The 24,944-nt window shown below is 68.8% G+C and carries 19 protein-coding genes; 11 read left to right on the top strand and 8 right to left on the bottom strand.

Annotated features, from left to right (window positions below; all coding sequences use genetic code 11):
• Nucleotides 1-70 precede the first annotated feature (70 nt).
• Nucleotides 71-778 carry a response regulator transcription factor CtrA gene (ctrA, locus tag VGE03_RS01810; RefSeq protein WP_331044759.1) on the top strand — a complete coding sequence of 236 codons (708 nt, stop codon included), beginning with the start codon at nucleotides 71-73 and terminating at the stop codon, nucleotides 776-778.
• A gap of 238 nt (nucleotides 779-1,016) precedes the next feature.
• Complete coding sequence (locus VGE03_RS01805) at nucleotides 1,017-2,312, top strand: OmpP1/FadL family transporter (protein WP_331044758.1); 1,296 nt, start codon at nucleotides 1,017-1,019, stop codon at nucleotides 2,310-2,312.
• A gap of 9 nt (nucleotides 2,313-2,321) precedes the next feature.
• On the opposite strand, the gene VGE03_RS01800 is transcribed toward VGE03_RS01805, so the two are convergent.
• The 3 genes from VGE03_RS01800 to VGE03_RS01790 form a co-directional block, all read right to left on the bottom strand.
• Nucleotides 2,322-3,236, bottom strand: a complete 915-nt coding sequence (locus tag VGE03_RS01800) for an oxygenase MpaB family protein (protein WP_331044757.1) — start codon at nucleotides 3,234-3,236, stop codon at nucleotides 2,322-2,324.
• A gap of 95 nt (nucleotides 3,237-3,331) precedes the next feature.
• Nucleotides 3,332-4,837 (bottom strand): DEAD/DEAH box helicase, encoded by a 1,506-nt coding sequence (locus VGE03_RS01795; protein ID WP_414644869.1) that lies wholly within the window; start codon nucleotides 4,835-4,837, stop codon nucleotides 3,332-3,334.
• 306 nt (nucleotides 4,838-5,143) lie between these two features.
• A complete protein-coding gene (locus VGE03_RS01790) occupies nucleotides 5,144-5,776 on the bottom strand; it encodes a DUF1345 domain-containing protein (protein WP_331044756.1) in 633 nt (210 codons plus the stop codon).
• A gap of 447 nt (nucleotides 5,777-6,223) precedes the next feature.
• Here VGE03_RS01790 and VGE03_RS01785 point away from each other — a divergent pair, with 447 nt between their 5' ends.
• Entirely contained in the window at nucleotides 6,224-8,326 is a 2,103-nt protein-coding gene (locus VGE03_RS01785; RefSeq protein ID WP_331044755.1) for a malate synthase G, read from the top strand.
• A 101-nt stretch (nucleotides 8,327-8,427) separates the two neighbouring features.
• Here the strand turns inward: VGE03_RS01785 and VGE03_RS01780 are convergent, their stop codons facing one another.
• Nucleotides 8,428-9,816, bottom strand: coding sequence for an HlyD family type I secretion periplasmic adaptor subunit (locus VGE03_RS01780; RefSeq protein WP_331044754.1), 1,389 nt, complete (start codon nucleotides 9,814-9,816; stop codon nucleotides 8,428-8,430).
• A complete protein-coding gene (locus tag VGE03_RS01775) occupies nucleotides 9,813-11,633 on the bottom strand; it encodes a type I secretion system permease/ATPase (protein ID WP_331044753.1) in 1,821 nt (606 codons plus the stop codon). Before VGE03_RS01775 ends, VGE03_RS01780 begins: the two co-directional genes overlap by 4 nt.
• A 190-nt stretch (nucleotides 11,634-11,823) precedes the next feature.
• Here VGE03_RS01775 and VGE03_RS01770 point away from each other — a divergent pair, with 190 nt between their 5' ends.
• Both VGE03_RS01770 and VGE03_RS01765 read left to right on the top strand, forming a co-directional pair.
• A complete protein-coding gene (locus VGE03_RS01770) occupies nucleotides 11,824-12,702 on the top strand; it encodes an ABC transporter ATP-binding protein (RefSeq protein ID WP_331044752.1) in 879 nt (292 codons plus the stop codon).
• An 11-nt stretch (nucleotides 12,703-12,713) separates the two neighbouring features.
• Nucleotides 12,714-16,289 carry an ABC transporter permease/M1 family aminopeptidase gene (locus VGE03_RS01765; protein WP_331044751.1) on the top strand — a complete coding sequence of 1,192 codons (3,576 nt, stop codon included), beginning with the start codon at nucleotides 12,714-12,716 and terminating at the stop codon, nucleotides 16,287-16,289.
• Here the strand turns inward: VGE03_RS01765 and upp are convergent.
• From upp to VGE03_RS01750, 3 genes are read right to left on the bottom strand one after another with little or no spacing between them, the layout of a single operon-like run.
• Entirely contained in the window at nucleotides 16,286-16,915 is a 630-nt protein-coding gene (gene upp, locus VGE03_RS01760) for a uracil phosphoribosyltransferase (protein WP_331044772.1), read from the bottom strand. The genes VGE03_RS01765 and upp overlap by 4 nt on opposite strands.
• Before the next feature lie 20 nt (nucleotides 16,916-16,935).
• A complete protein-coding gene (locus tag VGE03_RS01755) occupies nucleotides 16,936-18,174 on the bottom strand; it encodes a URC4/urg3 family protein (protein ID WP_331044750.1) in 1,239 nt (412 codons plus the stop codon).
• The gene (locus tag VGE03_RS01750; RefSeq protein ID WP_331044749.1) at nucleotides 18,161-19,414 is read right to left on the bottom strand and encodes a GTP cyclohydrolase II; all 1,254 of its coding nucleotides are present in this window, start codon (nucleotides 19,412-19,414) and stop codon (nucleotides 18,161-18,163) included. Before VGE03_RS01750 ends, VGE03_RS01755 begins: the two co-directional genes overlap by 14 nt.
• Nucleotides 19,415-19,626: 212 nt before the next feature.
• On the opposite strand from VGE03_RS01750, the gene VGE03_RS01745 reads away from it, so the two are divergent.
• The 6 genes from VGE03_RS01745 (at nucleotide 19,627) to nadA (ending at nucleotide 24,937) form a co-directional block, all read left to right on the top strand.
• Entirely contained in the window at nucleotides 19,627-19,956 is a 330-nt protein-coding gene (locus VGE03_RS01745; protein WP_331044748.1) for a PadR family transcriptional regulator, read from the top strand.
• Between the two features lie 25 nt (nucleotides 19,957-19,981).
• Nucleotides 19,982-21,085, top strand: coding sequence for an HAAS signaling domain-containing protein (locus VGE03_RS01740; protein ID WP_331044747.1), 1,104 nt, complete (start codon nucleotides 19,982-19,984; stop codon nucleotides 21,083-21,085).
• Nucleotides 21,086-21,214: 129 nt separating this feature from the next.
• Nucleotides 21,215-22,315 (top strand): bifunctional transcriptional activator/DNA repair enzyme AdaA, encoded by a 1,101-nt coding sequence (locus VGE03_RS01735; protein WP_331044746.1) that lies wholly within the window; start codon nucleotides 21,215-21,217, stop codon nucleotides 22,313-22,315.
• Nucleotides 22,296-22,823 (top strand): methylated-DNA--[protein]-cysteine S-methyltransferase, encoded by a 528-nt coding sequence (locus tag VGE03_RS01730; RefSeq protein ID WP_331044745.1) that lies wholly within the window; start codon nucleotides 22,296-22,298, stop codon nucleotides 22,821-22,823. The genes VGE03_RS01735 and VGE03_RS01730 overlap by 20 nt, the downstream gene beginning before the upstream one ends.
• Before the next feature lie 52 nt (nucleotides 22,824-22,875).
• Nucleotides 22,876-23,706 carry a hypothetical protein gene (locus tag VGE03_RS01725; protein WP_331044744.1) on the top strand — a complete coding sequence of 277 codons (831 nt, stop codon included), beginning with the start codon at nucleotides 22,876-22,878 and terminating at the stop codon, nucleotides 23,704-23,706.
• Between the two features lie 151 nt (nucleotides 23,707-23,857).
• Nucleotides 23,858-24,937 carry a quinolinate synthase NadA gene (nadA, locus tag VGE03_RS01720; protein ID WP_331044743.1) on the top strand — a complete coding sequence of 360 codons (1,080 nt, stop codon included), beginning with the start codon at nucleotides 23,858-23,860 and terminating at the stop codon, nucleotides 24,935-24,937.
• Nucleotides 24,938-24,944 lie beyond the last annotated feature (7 nt).

Genomic DNA, 24,944 nt, shown 5'->3' with positions numbered 1-24,944 from the left:
ACGTCCGAACAAGGTTACCCGGAAACGGGACAGTAATATCTACGGCCAAGCTCTGCCTGGAGGGGCACTAATGCGCGTCCTGCTTATCGAAGATGATCACGCGACCGCGCAGAGCATCGAGCTGATGCTGAAGTCGGAAGGCTTCAACGTCTACACGACCGACCTCGGCGAGGAAGGCATCGATCTCGGCAAGATCTACGACTACGATCTCATTCTGCTCGACCTCAACCTGCCGGACATGAACGGCCTGGAAGTCCTGCGCCAGCTGCGCGTGGGCAAGGTCAACACCCCTGTGATGATCCTGTCGGGCACCTCGGAAATCGAGACCAAGGTCAAGACGTTCGGCGGCGGCGCCGACGACTACATGACCAAGCCCTTCCACAAGGACGAGCTGATCGCCCGCACCCACGCGGTGGTCCGTCGTTCGAAGGGCCACGCCCAGGCGATCATCCACACCGGCGAGATCGCCGTGAACCTGGATGCCAAGACGGTCGAGGTGAACGGTCACCGCGTCCACCTGACGGGCAAGGAATACCAGATGCTGGAGCTGCTCTCGCTCCGCAAGGGCACCACCCTGACCAAGGAAATGTTCCTGAACCACCTCTACGGCGGCATGGACGAGCCCGAGCTGAAGATCATCGACGTCTTCATCTGCAAGCTGCGCAAGAAGCTGGCCACGGCCGCGGGCGGCAAGCACTACATCGAAACCGTCTGGGGCCGCGGCTATGTGCTGCGCGATCCGGCCGAGGGCGTGCAGCCGGCTTCCGCCGCCGCCTGATCCTTCAGGGAAGAAACGTCAGAAAACCAGACGCCCGCCGGACCCTCCGGCGGGCGTTCTGCTGTCCGAAACAGCTACTGTAGCGAAACGTCGTTCATCGACCATGTGAACATTGATCACTTTACTGCGACAAATCCTTCAAAGCGTTGCAGCCAAAGGCTTTGCCGCGCATTTCCAGACCGCCTCCCCGGCATAGTTTGGAAACGCTGCCCCTCCCCGGGCCTCGGAAAGTAAAAATATGAGCTCCTCGAAGTCGCTGTTCACCGGCGCGGCCCTCGCCGCGCTGGCTTTTGCCGTCGCCACCCCCGCCGCGGCCCAATCCTATTATCTGCAGGAGCAGTCCGCCCGCGGCGCCGGTCGCGCCTTCTCGGGTGAAGCCGCCGACACCGGCGTGGCGTCGCTGTGGTGGAACCCCGCCGCCATCGCCCGCAGCGGCCGTGAGCTGACCTTCGGCGCCCACGCCGTCGCCGTGAACTCGGAAGTCAGCAACGCCGGTTCGACCCTGACCTATCCTGGCGGCGTCACCGTGCCGGTGCAGGGCGTCAGCTCGACCCAGAACCCGATCGAAAGCGGCATCGTGCCGAACTTCGCCATCGCCACCCCGATCGGCGACCGCTTCGCCGTCGGCCTGGCCATCGCGGCCCCGTACAACTTCACCACCAAGTACGAGCCGGACTCGTTCGCCCGCTACGACGCCCTGACGTCCGAGCTGCGCTCGGCCAACGTCGGCCTGGTCGGCGCCATGCGCGTCACCGACTGGCTGGACCTCGGCGTCGGCTTCGACGCCCAGTATGTGAAGGCCAAGCTGACCTCGGCCCTGCCGAACCTGTCGCCGGCCCTGCCGGACGGCTTCTCGTCGCTGGAAGGCGACGGCTGGGACTACGGCTGGAACGTCGGCGCCCAGGCCCACTTCGGCAAGCTGGACCTCGGCCTCAGCTACCGGTCGGCCATCGAGCACGAGCTGGACGGCGACGTGGCCATCTCGGGCCTGCTCGGCCCGCTCGCCGGCGGCAACCTGGCGGCTGACGGCGTCGCGGGCTTCAGCACCCCGTCGTACATCGCCGCCTCGGCCCGTTACGCCGTCAACGACCGCCTCACCCTGAACGCCCAGGTCAACCGCATCGGCTGGTCGGAGTTCGACACCATCGACGTCGTCTATCCGGGCGGCGGCCAGACCATCCGTCTGGACTATGAAGACGTCACCACCGGCTCGGTCGGCTTCGACTACGCGGCCACCGACAAGCTGACCTTCCGCGGCGGCGTGGGCTACACCCCGACCCCGACCCGTGAGGACGAGCGCACCGCCCGTATTCCGGACTCGGACCGCTGGCTGTTCTCGGGCGGTCTGTCGGCCCAGATCACCGAGCGCGCGGCCGTCGACTTCGGCCTGACCTACATCGCCTTCCAGGACGGCGACGCCCACAGCGACCGCACCCTGTACCAGGGCACCCCGGCCGCGGTTCAGTCGAGCCTGCGCGGCGTGACCGAAGGCTACGGCCTGGTCTGGTCGCTCGGCACCCGGATGGCCTTCTAAGTCAGGTCGTCAGGCTTCCGGCGGGCGGTACAGCCAGTCCGCCGGAAGACCCATGCGAACACAGGCGCGGGCCGGAGGGGCGCTCTCGAGCACCAGCCGGTCCGCTGTCTTCGCCATCGTCCGCACCCATCCGCGTTCCAGCGCGGACAGTCCGGCCGCCTCCAGCCCCAGCCGCGCCTTCAGCGCCTCGGGCAACAAATCCACCGCCGCCTTCACCAGCATCGGCTGCAGCAGCCGACCCCCGCCGGGCAGGGCGGGTGCGGCGCGGATGATCTCCAGAAACTCGAAGATGACGGGCGAGGCCTCCAGCCGTCCGTCCATGGCCGCCAGCGCCGCCTCCCATTCGGCGACCGACCCGGGGGCGTTCAGCGCGCCGTACAGCCGCGCCGCCGGGGCCGCCTCGGTGAAGGCCTGATCCTTCAGCCGCTCGCCCAACGGTTCGACATACCGGTCATAGGCCTCGATAAAGCCGTACGAGGCCGTCGCCTGGACCCAGTCCAGCAGGTCAGGATCGTCGGCGGCGTAGGACTGGCCATGCTCGCTGGTCCCGGTCACCCGCGCATGCCGACGGTTCACCCCCTCGATCATCGCCTCGGCCACCTCGCGCGGCGCATAGACGGTGACCATGGCCGCCAGCCCGGTCCGCCTCAGCCGCGTCACCGGGTCGGTGCGGAAGCTGGTGTGGTCCCAGACCCCCGCCCGCACCTTCGGCTCGGCCAGCTCCAGCAGCACCGCCGCCACCCCGCCGATGAACAGCGAGATCGGGTTCTTGAACAGCCGCCAGGACACCGAGTCCGGCCCGGTCAGGGCGGGCGCGCCGGGCGGGGTGGCGAAGTCGATCCGGAACCCGTCCGCGGACATCAGGCCGCGCGCCGCAGCCTCGATGCGGCTCTGGAGCGGGGCGGGGAGGCTGAGCGGGGGCATGCTCCATCAAGGTCTGATGCGGACGCGGGTTCCGCAATGCAAAACGCCCGCCGGATCGCTCCGGCGGGCGCTTCACTGGTCAGTCCGGGCCGGGATCAGCCCTTGGCGGCGTAGCCCTTGCCGCCGTTCGACGGACGGCGGCGACGCGGACGGCGCTTCATTTCACCGACCGGCTTCGGCTCATTGGCGGCCGGCGCCGAGGTGTGGCGCGGGTCGTTGTGGGTCTGACGGCCGCGATCGCGGGCCATCGGGTCGAAGGCGCGTTCCGGCGTCGGGCGAGCCTCGGCGGCGCGGCCCTTGCGGACGCGGTGCGGTTGCCCGCCGCCTTCCAGCTTGATGCCGTCGCGGCGCGGGTTGCGCGGGCCGCGTTGCTGCTGCTGGCGATCACCACGGCCGTCGTCCGGCATCGAGGCCTTGTTCTTCACGCCCGAGGCCATGATCGACTGGTCCAGCAGGGCCAGCGACTTGTCGTTGCGACGGTCGCTCGACGGGATCTTCTGGCGCGTGACCTTCTCGATGTCCTTCAGCAGCTTCATCTCGTCGCCGGCGACGAAGCTGACGGCCGAACCGTCCTTGCCCGCGCGGGCCGTACGGCCGATGCGGTGGACATAGGCTTCCGGCACATAGGGCAGTTCGAAGTTCACGACGTGCGAGACGCCGTCCACGTCGATGCCGCGCGCGGCGATGTCGGTGGCGACCAGCACGCGCAGCTTGCCGGCCTTGAAGGCGGCCAGGGTGCGCTCACGTTGCGGCTGGCTCTTGTTGCCATGGATGGCGCCGGCCTCGACGCCGCCGGCTTCCAGATAGGCCGCGACCTTGTCGGCGCCGTGCTTGGTCTTGGTGAAGACCAGGCAGCGCGTGTACTCCGGATCGGCGAACATCTCGGTCAGCAGGGCGCGCTTGCGGCCTTGCTCGATGTGGATGACCGACTGGTTGATGCGCTCGACCGTGGTCGACTGCGGCGTCACCTGGACCTTGACCGGATCCTTCAGCAGTTCACCGGCCAGCTTGCCGATCTCCGACGGCATGGTGGCCGAGAAGAACAGGTTCTGGCGCTTGGCCGGCATGCGGCTGACGATCTGGCGGATCGGCTTGATGAAGCCGAGGTCCAGCATCTGGTCAGCCTCGTCCAGCACGAAGATTTCGGTGGCCGACAGGTCCAGGTTCTTCTGCTGGATGTGGTCCAGCAGACGGCCCGGCGCGGCGACCAGGATGTCGAGGCCCTGGTTCAGCGAGCGCTCCTGCCCGCCGTACTTCACGCCGCCGAAGATCACGGCGACGCGGAAGCCCAGGTGCTTGCCGTAGGCCTTGAAGCTTTCGGCGATCTGGGTGGCCAGTTCGCGGGTCGGGCTCAGGATCAGGGCGCGGGTGGTGCGCGGCACGGGGGCGACGCGGTTGGCGGCCAGACGGTGCAGGATCGGCAGGGCGAAGGCGGCGGTCTTGCCGGTGCCCGTCTGGGCGATGCCTAGCAGGTCCTTGCCCAGCATCACGTCCGGGATGGCCTTCTGCTGGATCGGGGTCGGGGTCTCATAGCCTTCCGCCTTCAGGGCGGAGAGCAGGGCCGGGTTCAGGCCCATGGAGTCAAAGGTGGTCTTGCTCACGGAGCGTCTTCTTTCGCATGCGGCGAGCACTCTCGTGGCGCGCGGTCAGAAGGCTTCGCCTTCTCGACCCGACGCGCGCAGGAACAGCGCACCGCCAGTCCCGATAGAGCCTCTACGCGGAGGCCGTCGGGGTGGATCGGGCGCCGCCCCGCGTGTCCGGGCAGCGAATGATTTTGAGGACCCGGCGGCTGCTACAGACAGGCTTCCGGGGAGGGAGGCCCACACGCGCTGGAGACGCCGGAGACCGCAATTGCTGCGGTGCAGCGGGCAAATGGCCCTCAAAGGTGTTCAAGTCAAGGCGAAGGCTCAGTTCGCGCCCAGCAACCCCACCGCCATATTGACCGTCAGGGCCAGCACCACGGTGTTGAAGACGAAGGCCGTCAGGCTGTGCACGGTCGAGGTCCGGCGCACGCCCCGGTCCGCGATCTGCACGTCCGCCGTCTGCGAGGCGACGCCGATGATCAGCGAGAAATGCAGGAAGTCCCAGTAGTCGGGCTCGGCGTCGTCACCCGGAAACAGCAGCCCGCCCCGGTCGCCGTTCGGTCCCGGCGAATAGAAGACGTGGGCGTAGTGGAAGGCGAAGATGACGTGGACGAACAGCCACGACAGGGCCACCGTCACCAGCGCCAGCACCGCCGGTCCGCCGCCTCCGCTCGCCGCCTCGCCGACCACGACGATCACGCTGCCCACCGCCGCGATCAGGGCCAGCGGCAGGATGGCGGGCCCGGCCTCGTCCAGCGCCGAGGCGCGGGTCCGAATGGCGTCGGCGGATCGGGTGCGCAGCACCTTCACCGCGCTTTCGATCAGGAACAGCCCGACCCCGATATCCCAAGCCAGCGCCACCCGCGACGGCCATCCGCCGGTGATCGGCCAGAACAGCCCGGACGCCGCGATCAGGATCAGCAGGGCCAGGGCCCAGTGGAGGCGCAGCCAGGTCATACGCTCACTCCATCACCTCTCCATCGCCCCTTCAAGGCGATGGGGAGGACAGATCGGCGTCTTCGCCGATCAGGAGGGGGCGGCGCAGGCGGGGAGGGGTTGGCCGTCAACACCGGTTTTTGAGGCGTCTCCTGCTGACACCGAGCCGCCCTCACCGTCGCTGAGCGCCGGTCTGTCCTCTCCATTCGCTTGAGGGCGAACGGAGAGGTAAGCCTGCGACCAATCCTGACGCATCGCCCCGCTATTCTCCTGCCTACTGCCTACTGCCTACCGCCTGCTGCCTGCGCCGATAGACGACATAGACGACATAGACGGTGTATTTCGACCGTCTCGCAGACGGTTCACGCCCCGTTTTTTCCGTCGCGAATTTCCTCCCGCACCTGCGAAATCCGCTCGACTTCCCCTACGTGATCACGGAATGTTACAGTCTCGCTCCGGGAGAAGCTGATGTCGATGACGCCGCGCGCAGGCCTGCAGGTCGCACAGGAACTGGCTGATTTCGTTGAGCAAGAGGTGCTTCCGGGGATCGGGCTTGAGGCGGATCGCTTCTGGACAGGCGCCGCCGACCTGCTGAACTGGGCCGCCGTCGAGAACCGCGCCCTGCTCCAGGTCCGCGACGACCTTCAGTCCCGGATCGACGACTGGCACGCCGCCCGCGCGGGCCGGCCGCAGGACCCGGCGGAGACCGTCCGCTTCCTCACCGACATCGGCTACCTGGTCCCCGAGCCCGCCCCCTTCGCCATCGCCACGACCCATGTGGACGCCGAGGTCGCGACGATGGCCGGGCCGCAACTGGTCGTCCCGGCGCTCAACGCCCGCTTCGTCCTGAACGCCGCCAACGCCCGGTGGGGCAGTCTGTACGACGCGCTCTACGGCACCGATGCGCTGGGCGACCTGCCGCCGCCCGGTCCCTATGACGCCGCCCGCGGCGCCCGCGTCGTGGCTCGCGCCAAGGCCTTCCTCGACGAGGCCGTGCCGCTGGAGGCCGGGTCCTGGGTCGACCTCGGCGACCCGTCCAACGGCGTCGCCCTGAAGGACCCGAGCCAGTACGTCGGCCAGACCGACAAGGGCCGCGTCTTCCGCCACAACGGCCTGCACATCGAGGTCGTCTTCGATCCGTCCCATCCCATCGGGGCCACTGACCCTTCGGGCATTTCGGACGTCGTTCTGGAGGCCGCCCTGTCGACCATCGTCGACCTCGAGGACTCCATCGCCGCCGTCGACGCCGCAGACAAGGTCGCGGCGTATCGCAACTGGCTGGGCCTGATGACCGGTGATCTGGTCGAGACCTTCCCGAAGGGCGGCCAGACCCTGACCCGCGCCCTCAATCCGGACAGGGCGGTGACCGCGCCGGACGGCTCGACCATCACCCTGCCGGGCCGGTCCCTGCTGTTCGTCCGCAACGTCGGCCACCTGATGACGACGCCCGCCATCCGGCTGGCCGACGGGTCGGAGGCCTTCGAGGGCGTTCTGGACGGCCTGATCACCTCGGCCATCGGCGCCCATGACCTCAAGGGGCTGGGCCGGTTCCGCAACAGCCGCGAAGGCTCGATCTACATCGTCAAACCCAAGATGCACGGGCCGGACGAGGTCGCCTTCACCGACGCCCTGTTCGGTCGGGTCGAGGACGTTCTGGGCCTGCCGCGCCACACCCTGAAGGTCGGGGTGATGGACGAGGAGCGCCGCACGTCCGCCAACCTCGCCGCCTGTCTGGAGAAGGTCGCTGACCGGCTGGTCTTCATCAACACCGGCTTCCTCGATCGCACCGGCGACGAGATCCACACCGCCATGCGCGGCGGCCCCGTGGTTCGCAAGGCCGAGATGAAGGCGTCCGACTGGATCAGCGCCTATGAGGCCCGCAACGTCGCCATCGGTCTGGCCTGCGGCCTGAACGGCAAGGCCCAGATCGGCAAGGGCATGTGGGCCGCGCCCGACCAGATGCAGGCCATGCTGGAGCAGAAGGCCGCCCATCCCAAGACCGGCGCCAACACCGCTTGGGTCCCGTCTCCGACGGCGGCGACCCTGCACGCGCTGCACTACCACCAGACCGACGTCTTCGCCCTGCGCGAGGCCATCGCCGCCAGGCCGACCCCCGGCCTCGAACCCCTGCTGACCGCGCCCCTCGCGTCAGGCCGCAACTGGTCGGCGGAAGAGGTGACCGAGGAGCTGGAGAACAACGCCCAGGGGCTGCTCGGCTATGTGGTCCGCTGGATCGACCAGGGCGTCGGCTGCTCGAAGGTGCCCGACATCCACGACGTCGGCCTGATGGAGGACCGGGCCACCCTGCGCATCTCGTCCCAGCACATGGCCAACTGGCTGCTGCACGGCGTCTGCACCGCCGATCAGGTCGACGCCGCCCTGCTGAAGATGGCCGCCCGCGTCGACGCCCAGAACGCCGCGGACCCGCTCTACGAGCCGATGGCGTCGAACCCGGCGGGCAGCACCGCCTTCAGGGCCGCGCGGGCGCTGGTGTTCGAGGGCGTGTCCCAGCCCAGCGGCTACACCGAGCCCCTGCTGCACCGGTTCCGGGCGGAGAAGAAGGGCAGGTAGGGATTAGGGACTAGGGACTAGGGATCAGGCTGGCCGAGCCGGGAGCTCCGCTCGATCCGCTTCACAGTGGGACTAATCCCTGGTCCCCAATCCCTCGACCCTTACTGCTCGCTCCCCGAGCGCCACAGGTTGTTCGTCAGCGGCTCCAGCATATAGGCCAGCGCCGTGCGCTTGCGCAGCAGGATGACGACCTCGACGGGCGCGCCGGGACGCAGGCTCTCGGCGGTGCGGCCCAGCTTCTCCAGCTCGCTGGCGGGCACCACGATCTCGGCGCGATAGAAGGCCGCGCCGGTCTCCTCGACGGTGAAGCTGTCGGCCGAGATGCGGGTCACGCGGCCGAACACCAGCGGCGGATTGCGTTCGCGCAGGCCGGTGAATTTGACCTCGGTCTCCTGCCCGACGCGCAGGTTGTCGACGTCGGTCGGCTGGACCTGGGCGACGATCACCTGCGAGGCGTCGCGCGGCACGATCTCCATCAGCGTCTGGCCCGGCTGGATGACCCCGCCCTGGGTGAAGATGGTCAGGCCGACGACCTGCCCGGTGGCGGGCGCCCGCACCTCGCTGCGCGCGATCTGGGCCCGCAGCTCGGTCAGGCGGGGGCGCAGTTCGTTCAGCTGGATATCGATCTGGCGCAGCTGGTCGGCGACGTCCTCGCCCATCTTGGTGTTGACCCCGACCATCTGCAGGCGGGTCTCGCCGACGGCCTCGCGCGAGCGGGCGATCTGGGCGCGCAGCGAGCCGAGCTCCCCGTCCAGCTGGGCGGCGGTGCGCTCCAGCGCCCGCACCCGGGTCTGGGGCGCATAGCCCTTGGCCGCCAGGTCGCGCATGCCGACCAGCTCTTCCTGGATCAGCCGCTGCTGTTCGAGGTTGGACTCTATCTGGCGCTGGTAGCCGTCGATCTGGTCGTTCAACTGGGCGATCCGCTGGCTCAGCACGCCGGTTTCGGTCGAACGGCCGGTGCGGCGCGCGCCGAACTGCAGCTGCTGGATGCGCAGGCTCTCCTGCGCCAGGGCGGCGTCGTCGGGCGAGAGGTTGGCGAACTCCTGCGGCATCGGGATGCCGCCCAGTCCGTCGCGCTCGGCCACGAGCCGGGCCCGTTGGGCCAGCAGGGCGTACACCTGGCCGGCGACGCCGCGCTCGGTCGCCCGCAGCTCGCCGCTGGACAGGGTCAGCAGGATCTGGCCGCGCTGCACGGTGTCGCCTTCGCGGACATGCAGGGCGCTGACGACCCCGCCCTCGCGGTGCTGCACCGCCTGCCGGTTGCCCGAGACGGAGATCTGGCCGTGGGCGAAGGCGCCGGCGTCCAGCGGGGCGAAGGTGGCCCAACCCATGAACAGGCCGAAGAAGACGAGGATGATCGCCCCTCCGATCCACAGCTCACGCTTCGGATTGTCGGTGACGATGACCGGGCCTTCCGGCGCGGCAGCGGTCGTCGCGGCGGCGTCCGGCGCGGCGGCGGCCGGATCATGGGGCGCGGTGGCGTCGGTCATTGGGTGCGTCGCGGGGGCTGGGCGGGCGAGGCGATGCGGGCCTGCGGGGCCTGCGCATTCGCCTGGGGCTGCGGCTGGGCGGGACCGGGCTGGCCGGGCGCGCGGGGCGCGGTGGCGCGCATCTTCTCAAGCACTTCCTCGCGCGGTCCCTCAAGCTGGACCATGCCGTCGCGCATCATCAGCAGTCGGTCGACCCGGGCCAGCACACCCGCGCGGTGCGCGATGATGACCACGGCGGCGCCGCGCGCCGATGCACCGATGATCGCCTGCATCAGGGCGGCCTCGCCCTCCTGGTCGAGGTTGGAGTTGGGCTCGTCGAGCACCAGCAGGACCGGGTCGTTGTACAGCGCGCGCGCAAGGGCCACGCGCTGGGCCTGACCGGCCGACAGCCCCTGTCCGAACGGGCCCAGAAGGGTGTCGTAACCGTTGGGCAGGCGCAGGATCAGCTCATGCGCCCCGGCGGCCATGGCGGCCTTCACGGCCCCGCGGTCAGCCGTTTCCTGATCGACGCCCACGGCGGTCGAGAAGCGCGAGATATTGTCCTTGATGGTCCCGGCGAACAGGCTGGGGACCTGCGGCAGATAGCCGATCCACCGGGCCAGTTCGTCGCCTTCGCGGGCGTCGTACTCGGCGCCGTCCAGCCGGATGGCGCCCGCCTGCGGCTTCAGCGCGCCGGCCAGCACGCGGGCGAGGGTGGTCTTGCCCGAACCGCTGGCCCCGACCACGCCCAGGGTCTGGCCGGGCTGCAGGGTGAAGGCCACGCCCCGCAGCTGCGGGTTCTCGGTGTCGGGGAACTTCACCGACACCGCCTCGACCTGCAGGCGTCCCTTGGGCGCGGGCAGGGTGGTGCGCTCGCGCTCGACGGCGGCGGTGCTCGCGAACAGCTCGGTCAGGGTCTTCCAACTGGCGGTCGCCTGCACCAGCGAGGGCCAGACGCCGACGAGCAGTTCGACCGGCGCGACGGCGCGGCTCAGCAGGACCGACGAGGCGATGATGGAGCCGGGCGAAATCTCGCTCTTCACCGCCAGATAGGCGGCGAGGCCGAGGGCGGCCGACTGCATGACCAGCCGCAGGAATTTGATCGCTCCCGAGTAGTGTCCGCCGGTCAGTTGGGCGTCCGCCTGGGCGGCGGTGGCCTGACGGCGCTGCTCGATCTGGCGCGAGATGGAGGACTGGCGCATGCCCAGGGCGCGCACGACCTCCGCCTGTCCGGCGATGGCTTCCTGCGCCGAGTAGGCGTGGTTCTGGGACTGGATCGCCTTGGCCAGACGCGGACGCGTGTCCCGTTCGTTCAGCCAGGCCAGGGTGAACAGGATGCCGCCGCCGACAAGGGTCAGCAGGCCGATGGCCGGGTGCAGCAGGAAGCAGCACAACAGGTAGATCGGGGTCCACGGGGCATCGAACAGGGCCAGCATGCCCTGTCCGCCGATGGCGCTGCGGACGTTGTCGAACTCGCGCAGGGCCTGGGTCGACGGCGCCTTGGCCTGCAGGTCCATGACCCGCTGCAGCACCTTGCCCGACAGCAGGCGGTCCAGCCGCAGGCCCGCGCGCAGCATCAGCCGTCCGCGCAACCAGTCCAGGCCGGCCAGCGAAGCCAGGGCCAGCACGGCCACGCCGGTGACCAGCCACAGGGTCTCGATCCCGCCGGTCGGAACCACGCGGTCGTACACCTGCATCATGTAGAGGGTGGGGGTCAGGTACAGCAGGTTGACCAGGGCCGAGAACACGGCCGCCCACAGGAAGTGCGTCTTGCACGCCTTCAGCGCCTCGGCGAGGGGCTCGGTCCCCGGCTTGCTGGGAAGCAGGTTTTTCAGCACGGGCGGGGTCGGGTCCTGCGGTTGTCCGGTTTCATTCTAACCCGCTGGCGGGGCAAGACATAGTGGTGTCCGGTCGTCCCGTGCAAACGCCGCGCCAGCGGGCGTCGGCGGGGCGATTTCTGACCCAACTTTAACTTGCTGCTCATGTCCCCGCGCGACACGGTGAAAGCCTGGTACGGAGGGGACGCCTATGCTGACGATTGAGAACCTGACCCACATCTACGGCAACGGGACGCGGGCTCTGGACGGCGTCAGCCTGACGATCCCCAAGGGCATGTTCGGTCTGCTGGGTCCCAACGGGGCGGGGAAGTCGACGCTGATGCGTTCGATCGCCACGCTCCAGACCCCGACCTCGGGGTCGATCCGTTTCGGCGACATCGACGTGATCGCCGAGCCCGAGAAGCTCCGTCGTGTCCTGGGGTATCTGCCGCAGGACTTCGGCGTCTATCCGCGGGTCTCGGCCTACGACATGCTGGATCACATGGCGGTGCTGAAAGGCATCGCCAACGGCAAGGAGCGCAAGGCGACGGTCGAGGCCCTGCTGCATCAGGTCAACCTCTGGCCGGTGCGCGGCAAGGCTCTGGCCGGCTTCTCGGGCGGGATGCGCCAGCGTTTCGGCATCGCCCAGGCCCTGATCGGCAATCCCGAATTGATCATCGTCGATGAACCGACCGCCGGTCTGGACCCGGAAGAGCGCAACCGCTTCCTGAACCTGCTGGCCGAGGTCGGCGAGAACGTGGTCGTCATCCTCTCGACCCACATCGTCGGCGACGTGACCGACCTGTGTCCCCGTATGGCCGTCCTCGCGGGCGGGAAGATCCAGCTCGAGGGCGTGCCGACCGACCTGCAGCACAATCTGGAAGGCCGCATCTGGAAACGCGTCATCGACAAGGCCGAGCTGCCTGATTTCAGGAAGCGGTACGAGGTCATCTCGACCCGGCTCCTGGCCGGCCGCACCGTCATCCATGTGCTGGCGGACCACCATCCGGGTGACGGCTTCGAACACGCGCCGGGCGGCCTCGAGGACGTCTACATGGCGACCGTCGCCCAGTCGCGCAAAGCGGCCTGAGGCGCGCCCGCATGTTCGCCAAGATCGCCAGCTTCGAGTTCCGCTACCAGCTGCGCCAGCCGGCCTTCTGGGTCATCGCCATCGTCTTCGGCCTCCTGGCCTTCGGCGCGGTCGCCAGTGACAATGTCTCGCTGGGCTCCGGCGGGAATGTTCACCGCAACGCGCCGTATGCGCTGGCGGTGGCGCACATCATCTTCAACGTCTTCTTCATGCTGGGCACGACGGCCATCGTGGCCAATGTGGTCGCGCGCGACACCCAGACCGGTTTCGGCCCGATGATCCAGAGCACCCGGGTGACGAAGGGGGCCTATCTGTACGGCCGGTTCTTCGGGGCCTTCGGGGCGGTGGCGCTCTGCTATCTGAGCATCGCGATCGGCACCCTGACGGGCACCCTGATGCCCTGGGTCGATCCGGAGACGGTCGGCGCCTTCCGGCCGCTCGACTATCTGTACGCCTACGGGGTGTTCGGCCTGACCGGCCTGTTCCTGACCTCGGCGTTGTTCTTCACCCTGGCCACCGTGACCCGGTCGATGATGGCGACCTATATCGGCGTGGTCGGGGTGCTGATCGTCTATCTCGCCACCACCGGCGTCCTGGGCTCGCGGCCGGAGTTCGAGACCGCCCTGGCCTGGGCCGAGCCGTTCGGCAGCGGCGCCTATTCGCTGGTCACAAAATACTGGACCGCCACCGAGCGGAACTCGGTCAATGCGCCGCTGGAAGGCGTGCTGCTGTGGAACCGGGTGATCTTCATTGCTGTGGGCGCGGCCCTGCTGGCGGCGGCCCATGGGCTGTACCGGCCCGCTACCAAGGGTGCGAAGCCGCGCAAGCAGGAGCGCCTGCGCGCGCTCGCCGAAGCCGCGGCGCCGGTCGTCGCCCAGCCGGGCGCCCTGCCGGCCCCCAGCCACGGCTTCGCCGCCGGCTGGGCCCGGCTGGTGAAGCGCACGGCGTTCGAGGTCTCCATGGTCTTCCGGAGCCCGGCCTATGTCGTCCTGATCCTGCTCGGCTTCGCCTTCGCCATGACGACGCTGTTCTTCATCGGCGAAATCTACGGCGCGCCGCTGCTGCTGGTGACGCGGGTGGTCATCGACGGACTTCGGGGCGCCTTCAACCTGATCTCGGTCGTCATCGCCATCTACTATTCGGGCGAGCTGGTCTGGCGGGATCGTGACCGCAAATTCCACGAGATCGTGGATGCGACCTCGACGCCGGACTGGACCTTCCTCGTGCCCAAGACGCTGGCGCTGGCGCTGGTGCTGCTGTCCACCGCGCTGATGGGCGTGCTGGCGGGCGTCCTGACCCAGTTGATCAAGGGCTATACGGACTTCGAGTTCGGCAAATACCTGCTCTGGTACGTGCTGCCGCAGGCCCTCAGCTTCAGCCTTCTGGCGGTGCTGGCGATCTTCGTGCAGGCCCTGTCGCCGAACAAGTTCGTCGGCTGGGCGATCATGGTCGTCTACATGATCTCGACGATCGTGATGTCGAACCTCGGCTTCAATCACCCGCTGTACCTGTACGCGCAGGGCATCGGGGTCCCGCTGTCCGACATGAACGGCACCGGCGACTACGCGGGCTTCAACGCCTGGCTGGACGCCTACTGGACCGCCTTCGCGGTGATCCTGCTGGTCATCGGCTACGGCCTGTGGCGGCGCGGAACCGAAAGCCGGTTGCTGCCGCGCGTGAAGCGCTTCCCGCGCCGCCTCGCCGGTCCGGCGGGCCTGATCGGCGGCGCGGCCCTCGCGGCCTTTATCGGCCTCGGCGTCTTCATCTTCATCAACACCAACGTCTGGAACGAGTATCGCAGCCAGAAGCAGCTGGAGCAGCTTCAGGCTGACGCCGAGAAGACCCTGCTGCGTTACGAGGACACGCCGCAGCCGTCGGTGGTCGATGTGCGGATGACGCTGGACCTGCACCCTCATGCGCCCAGCCTTGAGACCACCGGGACCTATGTTCTGGAGAACAGGACCAACGCGCCGCTGCGCGAGGTGCACCTGCGCTGGAGCGACGATCTGGACATGGAGCGTCTGGAGGTCGAGGGCGCGCGGGTGGCCCGCGACTGGCCGGAGTTCAGCTACCGCATCTATCGCTTCGACACCCCGCTGCAGCCCGGCGACCGTCGCACGGTCCGCTTCGACAGCGTGCTGGCCCAGCGCGGTTTCATGGCCAGCGGGAACACGACCCGGCTGGTCGACAACGGCACCTTCGTGAACAATTTCGAGTTCGCGCCGCTGGTCGGCATGAGCCGCGACGGCCTGCTGACCGACCGCACCAAGCGCCGCAAGCACGGGCTGCCCGCCGAGCTGCGTCCGGCCAAGGTCGAGAACGAGGCCGCCCGGAACCGCAACTACATCGGCGCGGACTGGGTGACGGCGGACATCACCGTGACGACGGACGCCGATCAGACCGTCGTCGCGCCCGGCGAGAAGCGTTCGGACACGGTGACCGGCGGTCGCCGCACAGCCCGGTTCGTCACCGAGGCGCCGGTGCTGAACTTCTTCTCGGTGCAGTCGGCCCGGTATGCGCAGAGCCGGCGGATGCACAACGGGGTCGAGATGGTGGTCTTCCACGATCCCGCCCACACCCGGAACGTGCCGCGGATGCTGGACGCCCTGTCCAACTCGCTGGACTATTTCCAGGCCAACTTCAGCCCCTACCAATTCCGGCAGGCGCGGATCGTGGAGTTCCCGGACTACGCGTCCTTCGCCCAGTCCTATCCGAACACCTTCGCCTGGTCTGAAGGCCTCGGCTTCATCGCCGACCTGCGGGACCCCAACAAGATCGACTACGTGACCTATGTCGCGGCGCACGAGTTCGCGCACCAATGGTGGGCGCACCAGGTCGTGGGTTCCGACCAGCAGGGCATGACCCTGCTGTCCGAGACCCTGGCCCAGTACTCGGCCCTGATGGTCATGGAGAAGATGTACGGTCGCGACCAGATCCGGCGCTTCCTGAAGTTCGAACTGGATCGCTACCTGCGCTCGCGCGGCACCGAACGGCTTGAGGAGCTTCCGCTCTTCCGGGTCGAGAACCAGCAGTACATCCACTACCGGAAGGGCGCGCTGGTCATGTACCTGCTGCGCGACCAGCTGGGCGAGGACGTGGTCAACCGGGCGCTGCGCCGGGTGCTGGCCCAGTACGCCTTCAAGGGCGCGCCCTACGCCCGGTCGCTGGACCTGGTCGCCGCCCTGCGCGCCGAGGCCCCCGCCGACAAACAGGCGCTGATCACCGACCTGCTTGAGAAGATCACCCTCTATGACCTGAAGACGACCGGGGTGACGGCGCGCCGCCGCCCGGACGGGCGTTGGGACGTGGCGGTGACCGTGGACGCCCGCAAACTGTATGCGGATGGCCAGGGCAAGGAGACGCCCTCGCCGCTGAGCGAGATGATCGACGTCGGCCTGTTCACCGCCGAGCCGGGCAAGGGCGCCTTCGACCAGGGTGACGTCATCCTGCTGGAACGCCGCCGCATCCGCACCGGCGTGCAGGTCCTGCGCTTCGTCACCGACCGTGAGCCGAAGTTCGCGGGGGCCGATCCCTACAACAAATGGATCGACCGGAACGCCGACGACAATGTGAGGGCGGTGGGCTAACGCGTCCCGAACAGCCGGTCGCCCGCGTCCCCCAGACCGGGCACGATGTAGCCGTGGTCGTTCAGCCGTTCGTCCACGGCGGCGGCCCAGACCGGCACGTCGGGGTGCCAGCCGCGCAGCCGCTCCAGTCCCTCCGGCGAGGCGACAAGGCAGACGAAGCGCAGGTTGGTGACGCCGCGCTCCTTCAGTCGCTCGATGGCCGCGACCGCCGTGTTGGCCGTGGCCAGCATGGGGTCGATGACGATGCACAGGCGATCCGCCACATCCTCGGGCGCGCGGAAGTAATACTCGACCGCATCGAGGGTCTCGGGCTCGCGATACAGGCCGACGTGGCCGACGCGGGCCGACGGGACGAGGTCCAGCATGCCCTCGACCAGTCCGAGGCCGGCGCGAAGGATCGGCACGAAGACCAGCTTCTTGCCCTCGATCTTCTGGCCGACGGCGGGCCCGACCGGCGTCTCGACCGGATAGTCCTCCAGCGGCAGGTCGCGGGTGACCTCGTAGCAGAGCAGGGTCGAGATCTCGCGCAGCAGGGCGCGGAAGCGGGCGGTGGAGGTGTCCTTCGCGCGCATGATCGACAGCTTGTGGGCGACCAGCGGGTGATCGACGACGGTGACCCCGTCCATCTTGAAGGCGGCTTTCGGCATCAGAAGACGGTCCCGTCGGAAAGGATGGTCAGGGGCGGTCCGCCCCCCGGTCGGCGTTCGGCGGCGGCGCGGCGTCCGGCGGCCCAGGTGCCGCCCTCCAGCACGCTGGCCAGAGGCATGGCCTCCGCGCTGACGCCCAGTTCAGTTCGCACCAGCGGCGCGATCCTGTCCAGCAGGGCGACGGTCAGGGCGCGCCAGCCGACCACCAGCGGGTCGGAGACGGGCCAGGCCTTGTCCGCGTCGGTCGGGTCCTTGAGCGTAAGCACGCCGAGATCGGCGAACAGGCCGCCGTTCCGGTACTCCGCCAGCCCGGTCAGGCCGTCGAGGTCGACCACCTTCAGTCCCGCCGTCTGCAGCGGCTCGACCAGCGAATAGCTGAGCCACTGGGACAGTTTATGGATCGGCACGAGGCCGTCGGTGGCGTCGTCGCGCCTCATCGCCGGGTGCCGCCAGCAGTCGCCCAGATCAACGCCGCCGAGGCTCAGGCGGTCCTGCCAGACCGGCCCGAAGGCCTCGAGCAGCAGTTCCAGAATGGCGGGGGCGGGCAGGGCGCCGTTGGTCGCCCGGGCGATCAGGACATCGGCCAGTCCGCCGGGGCGGGCCGTGTCGGCGCGGGCGAACAGGTCGGGCCGTTTCAGGCACTGGTCGCCGAGGCGGCGCAGCAGGGCCGCGCGGCCCTCCAGCCCGGTCAGGGGATTGGCGTCCGATACCTGAAACCCCTCGGCCAGTGCATCGGTGGTCAGGTTGGCCAGCGCGTCCGCGTCCACCCGCCATGGATCATTAAGTGTCGAGGAGAAGGCCCCCGCCTCGAACATCCGCAAGCTGGCGATGGCCAGTCCTTCGGAGCGGGTCAGGGTCTTGCCGGTGCGCGTGTCCTGATAGCTCCAGCCGGGGCCGGAGCCGGCGTCCAACAGCACCGAGACGATGGCGAGATCGAACTCGGTCCGCGCGCGGGTCGCGGCGTCGGGCCAGGCCCGGCTTTCGGCCACCGGCCCCCACAGGTCCACCCCGCCGACGGCGAAGTGTCGCCAGCGGGCGTGGAAGGGCACGGCCAGCGTCGGATACTGGTCTCGGATGACGGCGGCCACATAGCCGGCCGTCTCCGGCAACCGGTCGAGATCGACCCGCCAGTGGTCGAGCCCGCCGGCGACGCCGATCTCCAGCATCTCGTGGGCGCGCTCGCGGACGGCGGCGGGGGTCAGCAGGCCTTTCGCCTGCGTCGCTTCAGAACTGCTCAAGATCGCGGCCCACCACGCGGGTCAGTTCATCGGCGGACTTGGCGCCCTCGGGGGTGAAGTAGCCGGCGGCCTTCTTGGCCTCCATCTCGACCGAGGCATCGGGCGGGATCAGGTAGTCCGGGATCGGCACGCGCTCCCCGATCTCGATGCCCGAGCCGGTCAGGGCGTCGTGCTTCATGTTGGACATGGAGACGAAGCGGTCGATCTTCGTGACGCCCAGCCAGTGCAGCACATCGGGCATCAGTTGCTGGAAGCGGGCGTCCTGCACCCCGGCGACGCATTCGGTCCGCTCGAAATAGGTGGCGGCCTGGTCCCCGCCGGGCTGGCGCTTGCGGGCGTTGTAGACGAGGAATTTGGTCACCTCGCCGAGGGCCCGGCCTTCCTTGCGGTTATAGACGATCAGGCCCGCGCCGCCGCTCTGGGCCTCCTGCACGCACTCCTCGATCCCGTGGGTCAGGTAGGGGCGGCATGTGCAGATGTCCGAGCCGAAGACGTCCGAGCCGTTGCACTCGTCATGGACCCGGCAGGTCAGGCGGCGCGCCGGGTCGGCGATCGCGGCCGGGTCGCCGAAGATGTACAGGGTGATGCCCCCGATCGGCGGCAGGAAGACCTTGATGTCCGGCCGGGTGACGAGGTCGGCGTACATGCCGCCGGTCTGTTCGAACAGGGTGCGGCGCAGGGCGGTCTCGGTGACGCCGAAGCGTTCGGCGATACCGGGCAAATACCAGACCGGATCGATGGCGGCCTTGGTCACGGCGACGTCGCCGGTGTCATGCACCACGGTCCCGTCGACCTTGATGCGCCCGGCCGCGATGGCCTCATTGATCTCGCCGAGCTGCAGCCGGGCGCGGGTCACGGCGATGGTCGGGCGGATGTCGACGCCGTCGCGAATCTCGTCGGCGAAGTCCTCGGCCACACGCGCGCCCCAGGGGTCCAGCGAGACGATCCTGCCGCCGTCCGTCCACTGCGGGAACGGCCCCATGGGCGTGGTCGGCGCGGTGTTGGTCAGGTCGGGCCGGTTGTTCGCGCTCATCGCGCCCGACGAGACGGCCAGGGCGCGATAGACCGAATAGGCGCCGCCGTGGGCGCCGATGGCGTTGCGGTCCGGCCCGGCGTTGACGGTGCCGATCACCGGGCCGCGTTCGCGCGCGGTGGGGGCTCCCCAATGGATGGGGAAGCGGGACGCGGTTCCCGCGCCGGGGTGGGAGTTGAGCCGAATGTGGCTCGGTCGGTTCGACATGTTTCCTCACTCGTCCCGGCTGTTGTTTTTCTTGAGCCGGACTCATCAGGACACACCCGGAACGGGAGGTTGTCCAGTCTGATCGCTGTTTCGAATTTGGTTCGGGTTCGGAGCAAAGCGACCGAAGCGTAACGACGGTCGCTTGACTCCCTCACACAGTATGTCGCATACACTGTGCGTCACACACTATGTGGCGCAGAGGGAGGAGCGACGTGAGCGTCGATCCGGAACTGTTTGAAAGCATGCGGCTGGAGCTGCGCCGCGGGTCCCTGGTGTTGGCGGTGCTCGCCTGCCTGAGGACCGAGCGGTACGGCTACACCCTGCGCCAGGCGCTGGCGGCGGACGGGCTGGAGATGGAGGAATCCACCCTCTACCCGCTGCTGCGCCGGCTGGAGAGCCAGGGGCTGCTGCAGAGCGAATGGCGCGAGGAAGAGAAGCGGAAGAAGCGCTTCTACGTCCTGTCGCCCGCGGGCGTGTCGATGCTGGCCGCCCTGACTGACGAATGGCGGGGCATCAGCGCCTCGTTGGACAAGCTGCTTTGAAGATCGAGGGACGAGGGGAAGTCTGATGGACCTGATTGATCGCTACCTGAACGCCGTCGCGGCCCAGCTGCCGCAGAGCCAGCGGGCCGACATTGTCGCCGAACTGCGCGACCTGATCCTGAACCGGTTCGAGGAGAAGGAGGAGGCGCTGGGTCGCCCCCTGACCGAGGCCGAGCAGGAGGAGATCCTGCGCGACATCGGCCACCCGCTGGCGGTCGCTGCCCGCTACGGCTCGGGGCCGCAGCACGTGGTCGGGCCCGAGCTGTTCCCGTGGTGGATGTTCGGCGTGCGCGCCGGGCTGATCGTCATCGCGGTGATCGCGGTGCTGGGCGCCTTCGTCCGGACGATCGTCGGGGACATCGAACTGGGGCAGGCGCTCGGACAGGCCATCGCGGGCGTGTTCAACAGCGGGGTCACCCTGATCGGCTTCGCCACCATCGCCGCCTTCTTCATTGAGCGACAGAAGGAGAAGCCCCGCTTCCTGCGGGAGTGGCGGGTCAAGGATCTGGGGCTGTTCGAGTTCGGCGGCAGCCTGAACGCCGAGGCCATGTCCCGGGGGCTGCAGGAGGGCGACTGGTCAGCCAAGTCCGTCCGGACCGGCAAGCGGCGGGCCTCGCCGACCGCGCGGGCGCTGGGCAGCGCCGTCGGCTGGGGCGTGGTGCTGCTGTGGTGGGTCGGCTGGCTGCCGCTGACGCATACGACGCCCGCGGACCTCGGGGCGGTGGTGAACGGCGTCGACTTCGGCCGCATCCTCGCCGAGATGCACGACCTGCTCTACTGGCCGGTGACCGCCTTCCTGCTGGTGCGGATCGCCTTCGACCTGACCCGGGCCCTGCATCCGAAGGGCGTCCGCTTCACCGCGCTGGGGGACATCGGCTTCGGCGTCGCCGAGGCGGCCCTGTTCGCCTGGGTCTGGCTGTACTCGCCGATGTCGCCGGTGGTGTTCGTGCCGGACGTCGAGACCTTCGTCGACCGGGTGCGCGAGATGTTCCAGTCCGGCTGGTGGCCGCTGCCGACCATCCTGATGCTGTGCGTCGCCTTCGGCTTCATCGTCGGCGTGTTCAAGGTGATCGGCGCGCTGGGGCGGCTGATCACGGGCAAGGACGACCGGCTGCCAAAGGAAGATTGACGGCTGGAACCGGCTTCGGCTTCAGGCCCCGGCGGCGATCCGGCCGCCGGGGCCTTTTCTGTTGCGGGGGATCACACCCGTGTCCGAAAACCGCGAGCGTTTCCCCGGCGCCCGGCCTATCTTCGGTTCATGGAAAACCCCGCCGAACTTGATCAGGAGGCCTGTTACCGCGCTGTGCTGACGCGCGACGCGCGGTTCGACGGGCGGTTCTTCGGCTGCGTGAAGACGACGGGCATCTACTGCCGGCCCGTCTGTCCGGCGCGGACGCCGAAGCGGGAGAACATGATCTTCGTCGCCTCGGCGGCGGCGGCGGAGGAGGCGGGCTTCCGGGCCTGTCTGCGCTGCCGACCCGAGACGGCGCCGGACATGGGCGCCTGGCGGGGCACCTCGAACACGGTAAGCCGGGCGTTGGCCCTGATCGAGGCGGGCGCTCTGGATGAAGGCGACGTCGATGCGCTGGCGGGGCGGCTGGGCGTGGGTGAACGGCACCTTCGCCGCCTGTTCCGCCAGCATCTGGGCGCGGCGCCGGTCAGCGTGGCGCAGACGCGGCGCGTGCTGCTGGCCAAGGCCCTGATCCATCAGACCGACCTGTCGATGGCGCAGGTGGCGCTGGCCTCCGGCTTCGGCAGCGTGCGGCGGTTCAATGAGACCTTTCAGGCCCTGTACGAGCGGCCGCCCTCGGCCCTGCGGCGGCGGGGCGAGCGGGTGCATGAGGGTGGGGTGGTGCTGAGCCTGCCCTATGCGCCGCCCTATGACTGGGACGCGATGCTGTCGACCCTGGGCCGGCGGGGTGACACGGTCGAGGGACGGCGGTGGTCGCGTGCGTTGGGCCGGGACGTCGACGGGGCTGAAGGCTGGGTCCGGGTCGAGCCGGGCGAGGACGGGCGGGTGTCGGTCTGTGTCGAGACGACCGACCTGAAGGCCCTGCCGGGCGTGCTGGCGCGGGTGCGGCGGGTGTTCGACCTGTCGGCGGACCCGGACGCCATCGCGCGGGACCTGTCCGCCGATCCGCTTTTGAAGCCGCTGGTGGCGGCGCGGCCGGGGCTGCGGCTGCCCGGCGACTGGATCGATGACGGCGCCGAGCCGCCGAACGACCGGCTGAACGATGACCGCCTGACCGCGCGCGCCGAGCTGTGGCGTCCGTGGCGGGCCTATGGGGCGCTGTATCTGGCCGTGGCCGAGATCGACCCCGTGACACTGGAGATGAACGATGACCGCGACGCGGCCTGAAACCCTGACGCTGGACCGGCTGGCGACCCCGGTGGGCGAGGTGCTGCTGATCACCGGCCCTGAAGGGGCGGTGAGGGCGCTGGACTTCGCCGGATACGAGGACCGGATGCACCGTCTGCTGGCGCGGCACAGTCCGGGGGCGTCGCTGGCGGAGGGCCGTGCGCCGGATGGCTTGCGCGCGGCGGTGCTGGCCTATTTCGCCGGTGACCTGACCGCGCTGGACGAACTGCCGGTGAAGACCGGCGGCACCGACTTCCAGAGGGCGGTCTGGGCCGCCCTGCGGGCCATCCCGGCGGGCGAGACGCGCAGCTACGGACAGCTGGCGTCGGCGATCGGCTCGCCCCGGGCGGTGAGGGCGGCGGGACTGGCGAACGGCCAGAATCCGATTGCGGTGATCGTGCCCTGCCATCGGGTGATCGGGGCCAATGGAACCTTGACGGGATACGCCGGAGGCCTTGAGCGCAAGCGCTGGTTGTTGGCCCATGAAGGGGTGGCGACGGCCGCTTGACGGGTCCTCGAGTCTGCGTGTCACTGCACGCGGGCTGTGAGGGAAAATGAGTATGAGGACGGTGCTTTTCGCCGGTCTGGCCATGGCGGCCGGGCTGGGAGCGGCCGCGGGGGCGGCGGCGCAGGACGACGACTGGGAGTTCCAGCAGGATCCGGCGCAGAACATCACCATCGCCGCGGCGCGCTATGACGCCGGGCAGATGATCGTGGTCCAGTGCCGCGGCGGCGCCCTGACGGCGGTGCTGACCGGCCTTCCGCAAGCGACCGGCGAACTGACCCTGACCGCCACGCGCGCGGACGGGCGCAGCGATGTGCAGACCTGGACCTCGGCCGGGGCGCCCGGGTCCTACCGCAGCGCGGTGCCGGCGCGGGATATCCGCTTCATGCGCGGCGGCGGCCTGTATCGGGTCCATACCGCCGAGGGGGAGACGCCCGCCTTCCAGGGGGCTTTCGACCTGCCGCCGCAGTCGGCGAACCTGGACCGGGTCCTGACCGCTTGCGGCTGGGGACTGACTGACGATCGTGACGCCCTGCCCCGGGCGGAGGTGTCGCTGCTCAACCCGGAAGCCGGACCGATCCGACCGACCCGACGGGGGGCGACCTCGCGCTCGCCGCGTCGTCAGGTGGACCTGCCGCCGCCGCCGTCGACACCCGCGCCGTCGGAAGGGCAGAAGAGCTGCATTGTTCGCGAACTGCGTCTGACCGAATGCCGGACCGACCATCCGAGCCCGCCGACTCCGCCGGAGGGGCAGGCCGGCTATCTGGAGCGTCTGGAAGGCCGCCCGGTTTTCGCCCTCGGCGAAGCCTCTCCCGAGGGCGGGGTCTATTATGTGCCGAACGGGCCGGTCGCCGCGCTGGACTATCTGGTCGTTCGTCGCCGCTGATTTCATCCGGCAGGGCTTGCATTCCTCCGTCATCCGCCTAGATTGCACCTGCTTATGCTGAAAGTGAGCATAAGTCGGCGGATGGCCTCAGGGGCTGACCGCCGTTCTTCGGATCACTGATTTGCTCAGTTCGAGCAAAAGGACGGATGCGATGGCGGACGGGATGTTCGGGCTGTCGAAGGAACTGGAGCGCGAGACCGCGCCGGTGTGGGAAAAGGTCAAGGACCACGTGACCCCGCTGGAGTGGCCCGGCTATGCGGCCCTGATCAGCGAAATCAATGCGCTGAAGAAGGAGCGCGACGCGGTCATTCTGGCGCACAACTACATGACGCCGGAAATCTTCCACGGGGTCGGCGACTATGTCGGCGACAGCCTGGGACTGGCGAAGGAGGCCGCCAAGTCGAAGGCGAAGGTGATCGTCCAGGCGGGCGTGCACTTCATGGCCGAGACGTCCAAGATCCTGAGCCCCGAGAAGACGGTGCTGATCCCCGACCTGCGCGCGGGTTGCAGCCTGGCCAGCTCGATCACGGGCGCGGACGTGCGGCTGATCAAGCAGCGCTACCCCGGCCTGCCGGTGGTCACCTATGTGAACACGACCGCCGACGTGAAGGCCGAGACGGATATCTGCTGCACCAGCGCCAATGCGGTGCAGATCGTCGAATGGGCGGCCAAGGAATGGCGCGTCGACAAGGTCATCCTGATCCCTGACGAGTATCTGGCGCGCAACGTCGCGGCCCAGACCGACATCAAGATCGTCGCGTGGAAGGGGCACTGCGAGGTCCACAAGCGTTTCACGACGCAGGATATCGCCGACATGCGCGACGCCTGGCCGGACGCCGAGGTGCTGGCGCACCCGGAATGCCCCGAGGAAATCCTGCAGGCGGCGGACTTCGCCGGCTCCACCGCGGCGATGACCGACTACGTCGAGGCCCGCAAGCCGAAGCGGGTGGTGTTGATCACCGAGTGCTCGATGGCGTCGAACATCAAGGGCGACGTGCCCGACGTGCAGTTCGTCGGGCCCTGCAACATGTGCCCGCACATGAAGCGGATCACGCTGGAGAATATCCGCGACTGCCTGCGCGACATGAAGTTTGAGGTGACCGTGCCCGACGACATGATCGACAAGGCGCGAATGGCGGTGCAGCGGATGATCGATCTGCCGCCGCCGGCTGTTCCGGCGCGCTACGACCTCGTAAAGGCGCGGCATCACGTGGATGTGGAGTTGATCTGAAGTGGTT

Origin of the sequence: Brevundimonas sp., assembly GCF_036400995.1 — a bacterium.
In the GTDB taxonomy this organism is placed as follows: Bacteria; Pseudomonadota; Alphaproteobacteria; order Caulobacterales; family Caulobacteraceae; genus Brevundimonas.
The sequence above is the reverse complement of the archived record's forward strand: the minus strand, read 5'-3'. Positions and strand labels throughout refer to the sequence as shown.

What these genes read in the sequence shown, in the direction of transcription:
- ctrA (WP_331044759.1), top strand. Translation starts at nt 71, where the DNA reads ATGCGCGTCCTGCTTATCGAAGATGATCACGCGACCGCGCAGAGCATC.
- VGE03_RS01805 (WP_331044758.1), top strand. Translation starts at nt 1,017, where the DNA reads ATGAGCTCCTCGAAGTCGCTGTTCACCGGCGCGGCCCTCGCCGCGCTG.
- VGE03_RS01800 (WP_331044757.1), bottom strand. Translation starts at nt 3,236, where the DNA reads ATGCCCCCGCTCAGCCTCCCCGCCCCGCTCCAGAGCCGCATCGAGGCT.
- VGE03_RS01790 (WP_331044756.1), bottom strand. Translation starts at nt 5,776, where the DNA reads ATGACCTGGCTGCGCCTCCACTGGGCCCTGGCCCTGCTGATCCTGATC.
- VGE03_RS01785 (WP_331044755.1), top strand. Translation starts at nt 6,224, where the DNA reads ATGTCGATGACGCCGCGCGCAGGCCTGCAGGTCGCACAGGAACTGGCT.
- VGE03_RS01780 (WP_331044754.1), bottom strand. Translation starts at nt 9,816, where the DNA reads ATGACCGACGCCACCGCGCCCCATGATCCGGCCGCCGCCGCGCCGGAC.
- VGE03_RS01770 (WP_331044752.1), top strand. Translation starts at nt 11,824, where the DNA reads ATGCTGACGATTGAGAACCTGACCCACATCTACGGCAACGGGACGCGG.
- VGE03_RS01765 (WP_331044751.1), top strand. Translation starts at nt 12,714, where the DNA reads ATGTTCGCCAAGATCGCCAGCTTCGAGTTCCGCTACCAGCTGCGCCAG.
- upp (WP_331044772.1), bottom strand. Translation starts at nt 16,915, where the DNA reads ATGGACGGGGTCACCGTCGTCGATCACCCGCTGGTCGCCCACAAGCTG.
- VGE03_RS01750 (WP_331044749.1), bottom strand. Translation starts at nt 19,414, where the DNA reads ATGTCGAACCGACCGAGCCACATTCGGCTCAACTCCCACCCCGGCGCG.
- VGE03_RS01740 (WP_331044747.1), top strand. Translation starts at nt 19,982, where the DNA reads ATGGACCTGATTGATCGCTACCTGAACGCCGTCGCGGCCCAGCTGCCG.
- VGE03_RS01735 (WP_331044746.1), top strand. Translation starts at nt 21,215, where the DNA reads ATGGAAAACCCCGCCGAACTTGATCAGGAGGCCTGTTACCGCGCTGTG.
- VGE03_RS01730 (WP_331044745.1), top strand. Translation starts at nt 22,296, where the DNA reads ATGACCGCGACGCGGCCTGAAACCCTGACGCTGGACCGGCTGGCGACC.
- VGE03_RS01725 (WP_331044744.1), top strand. Translation starts at nt 22,876, where the DNA reads ATGAGGACGGTGCTTTTCGCCGGTCTGGCCATGGCGGCCGGGCTGGGA.
- nadA (WP_331044743.1), top strand. Translation starts at nt 23,858, where the DNA reads ATGGCGGACGGGATGTTCGGGCTGTCGAAGGAACTGGAGCGCGAGACC.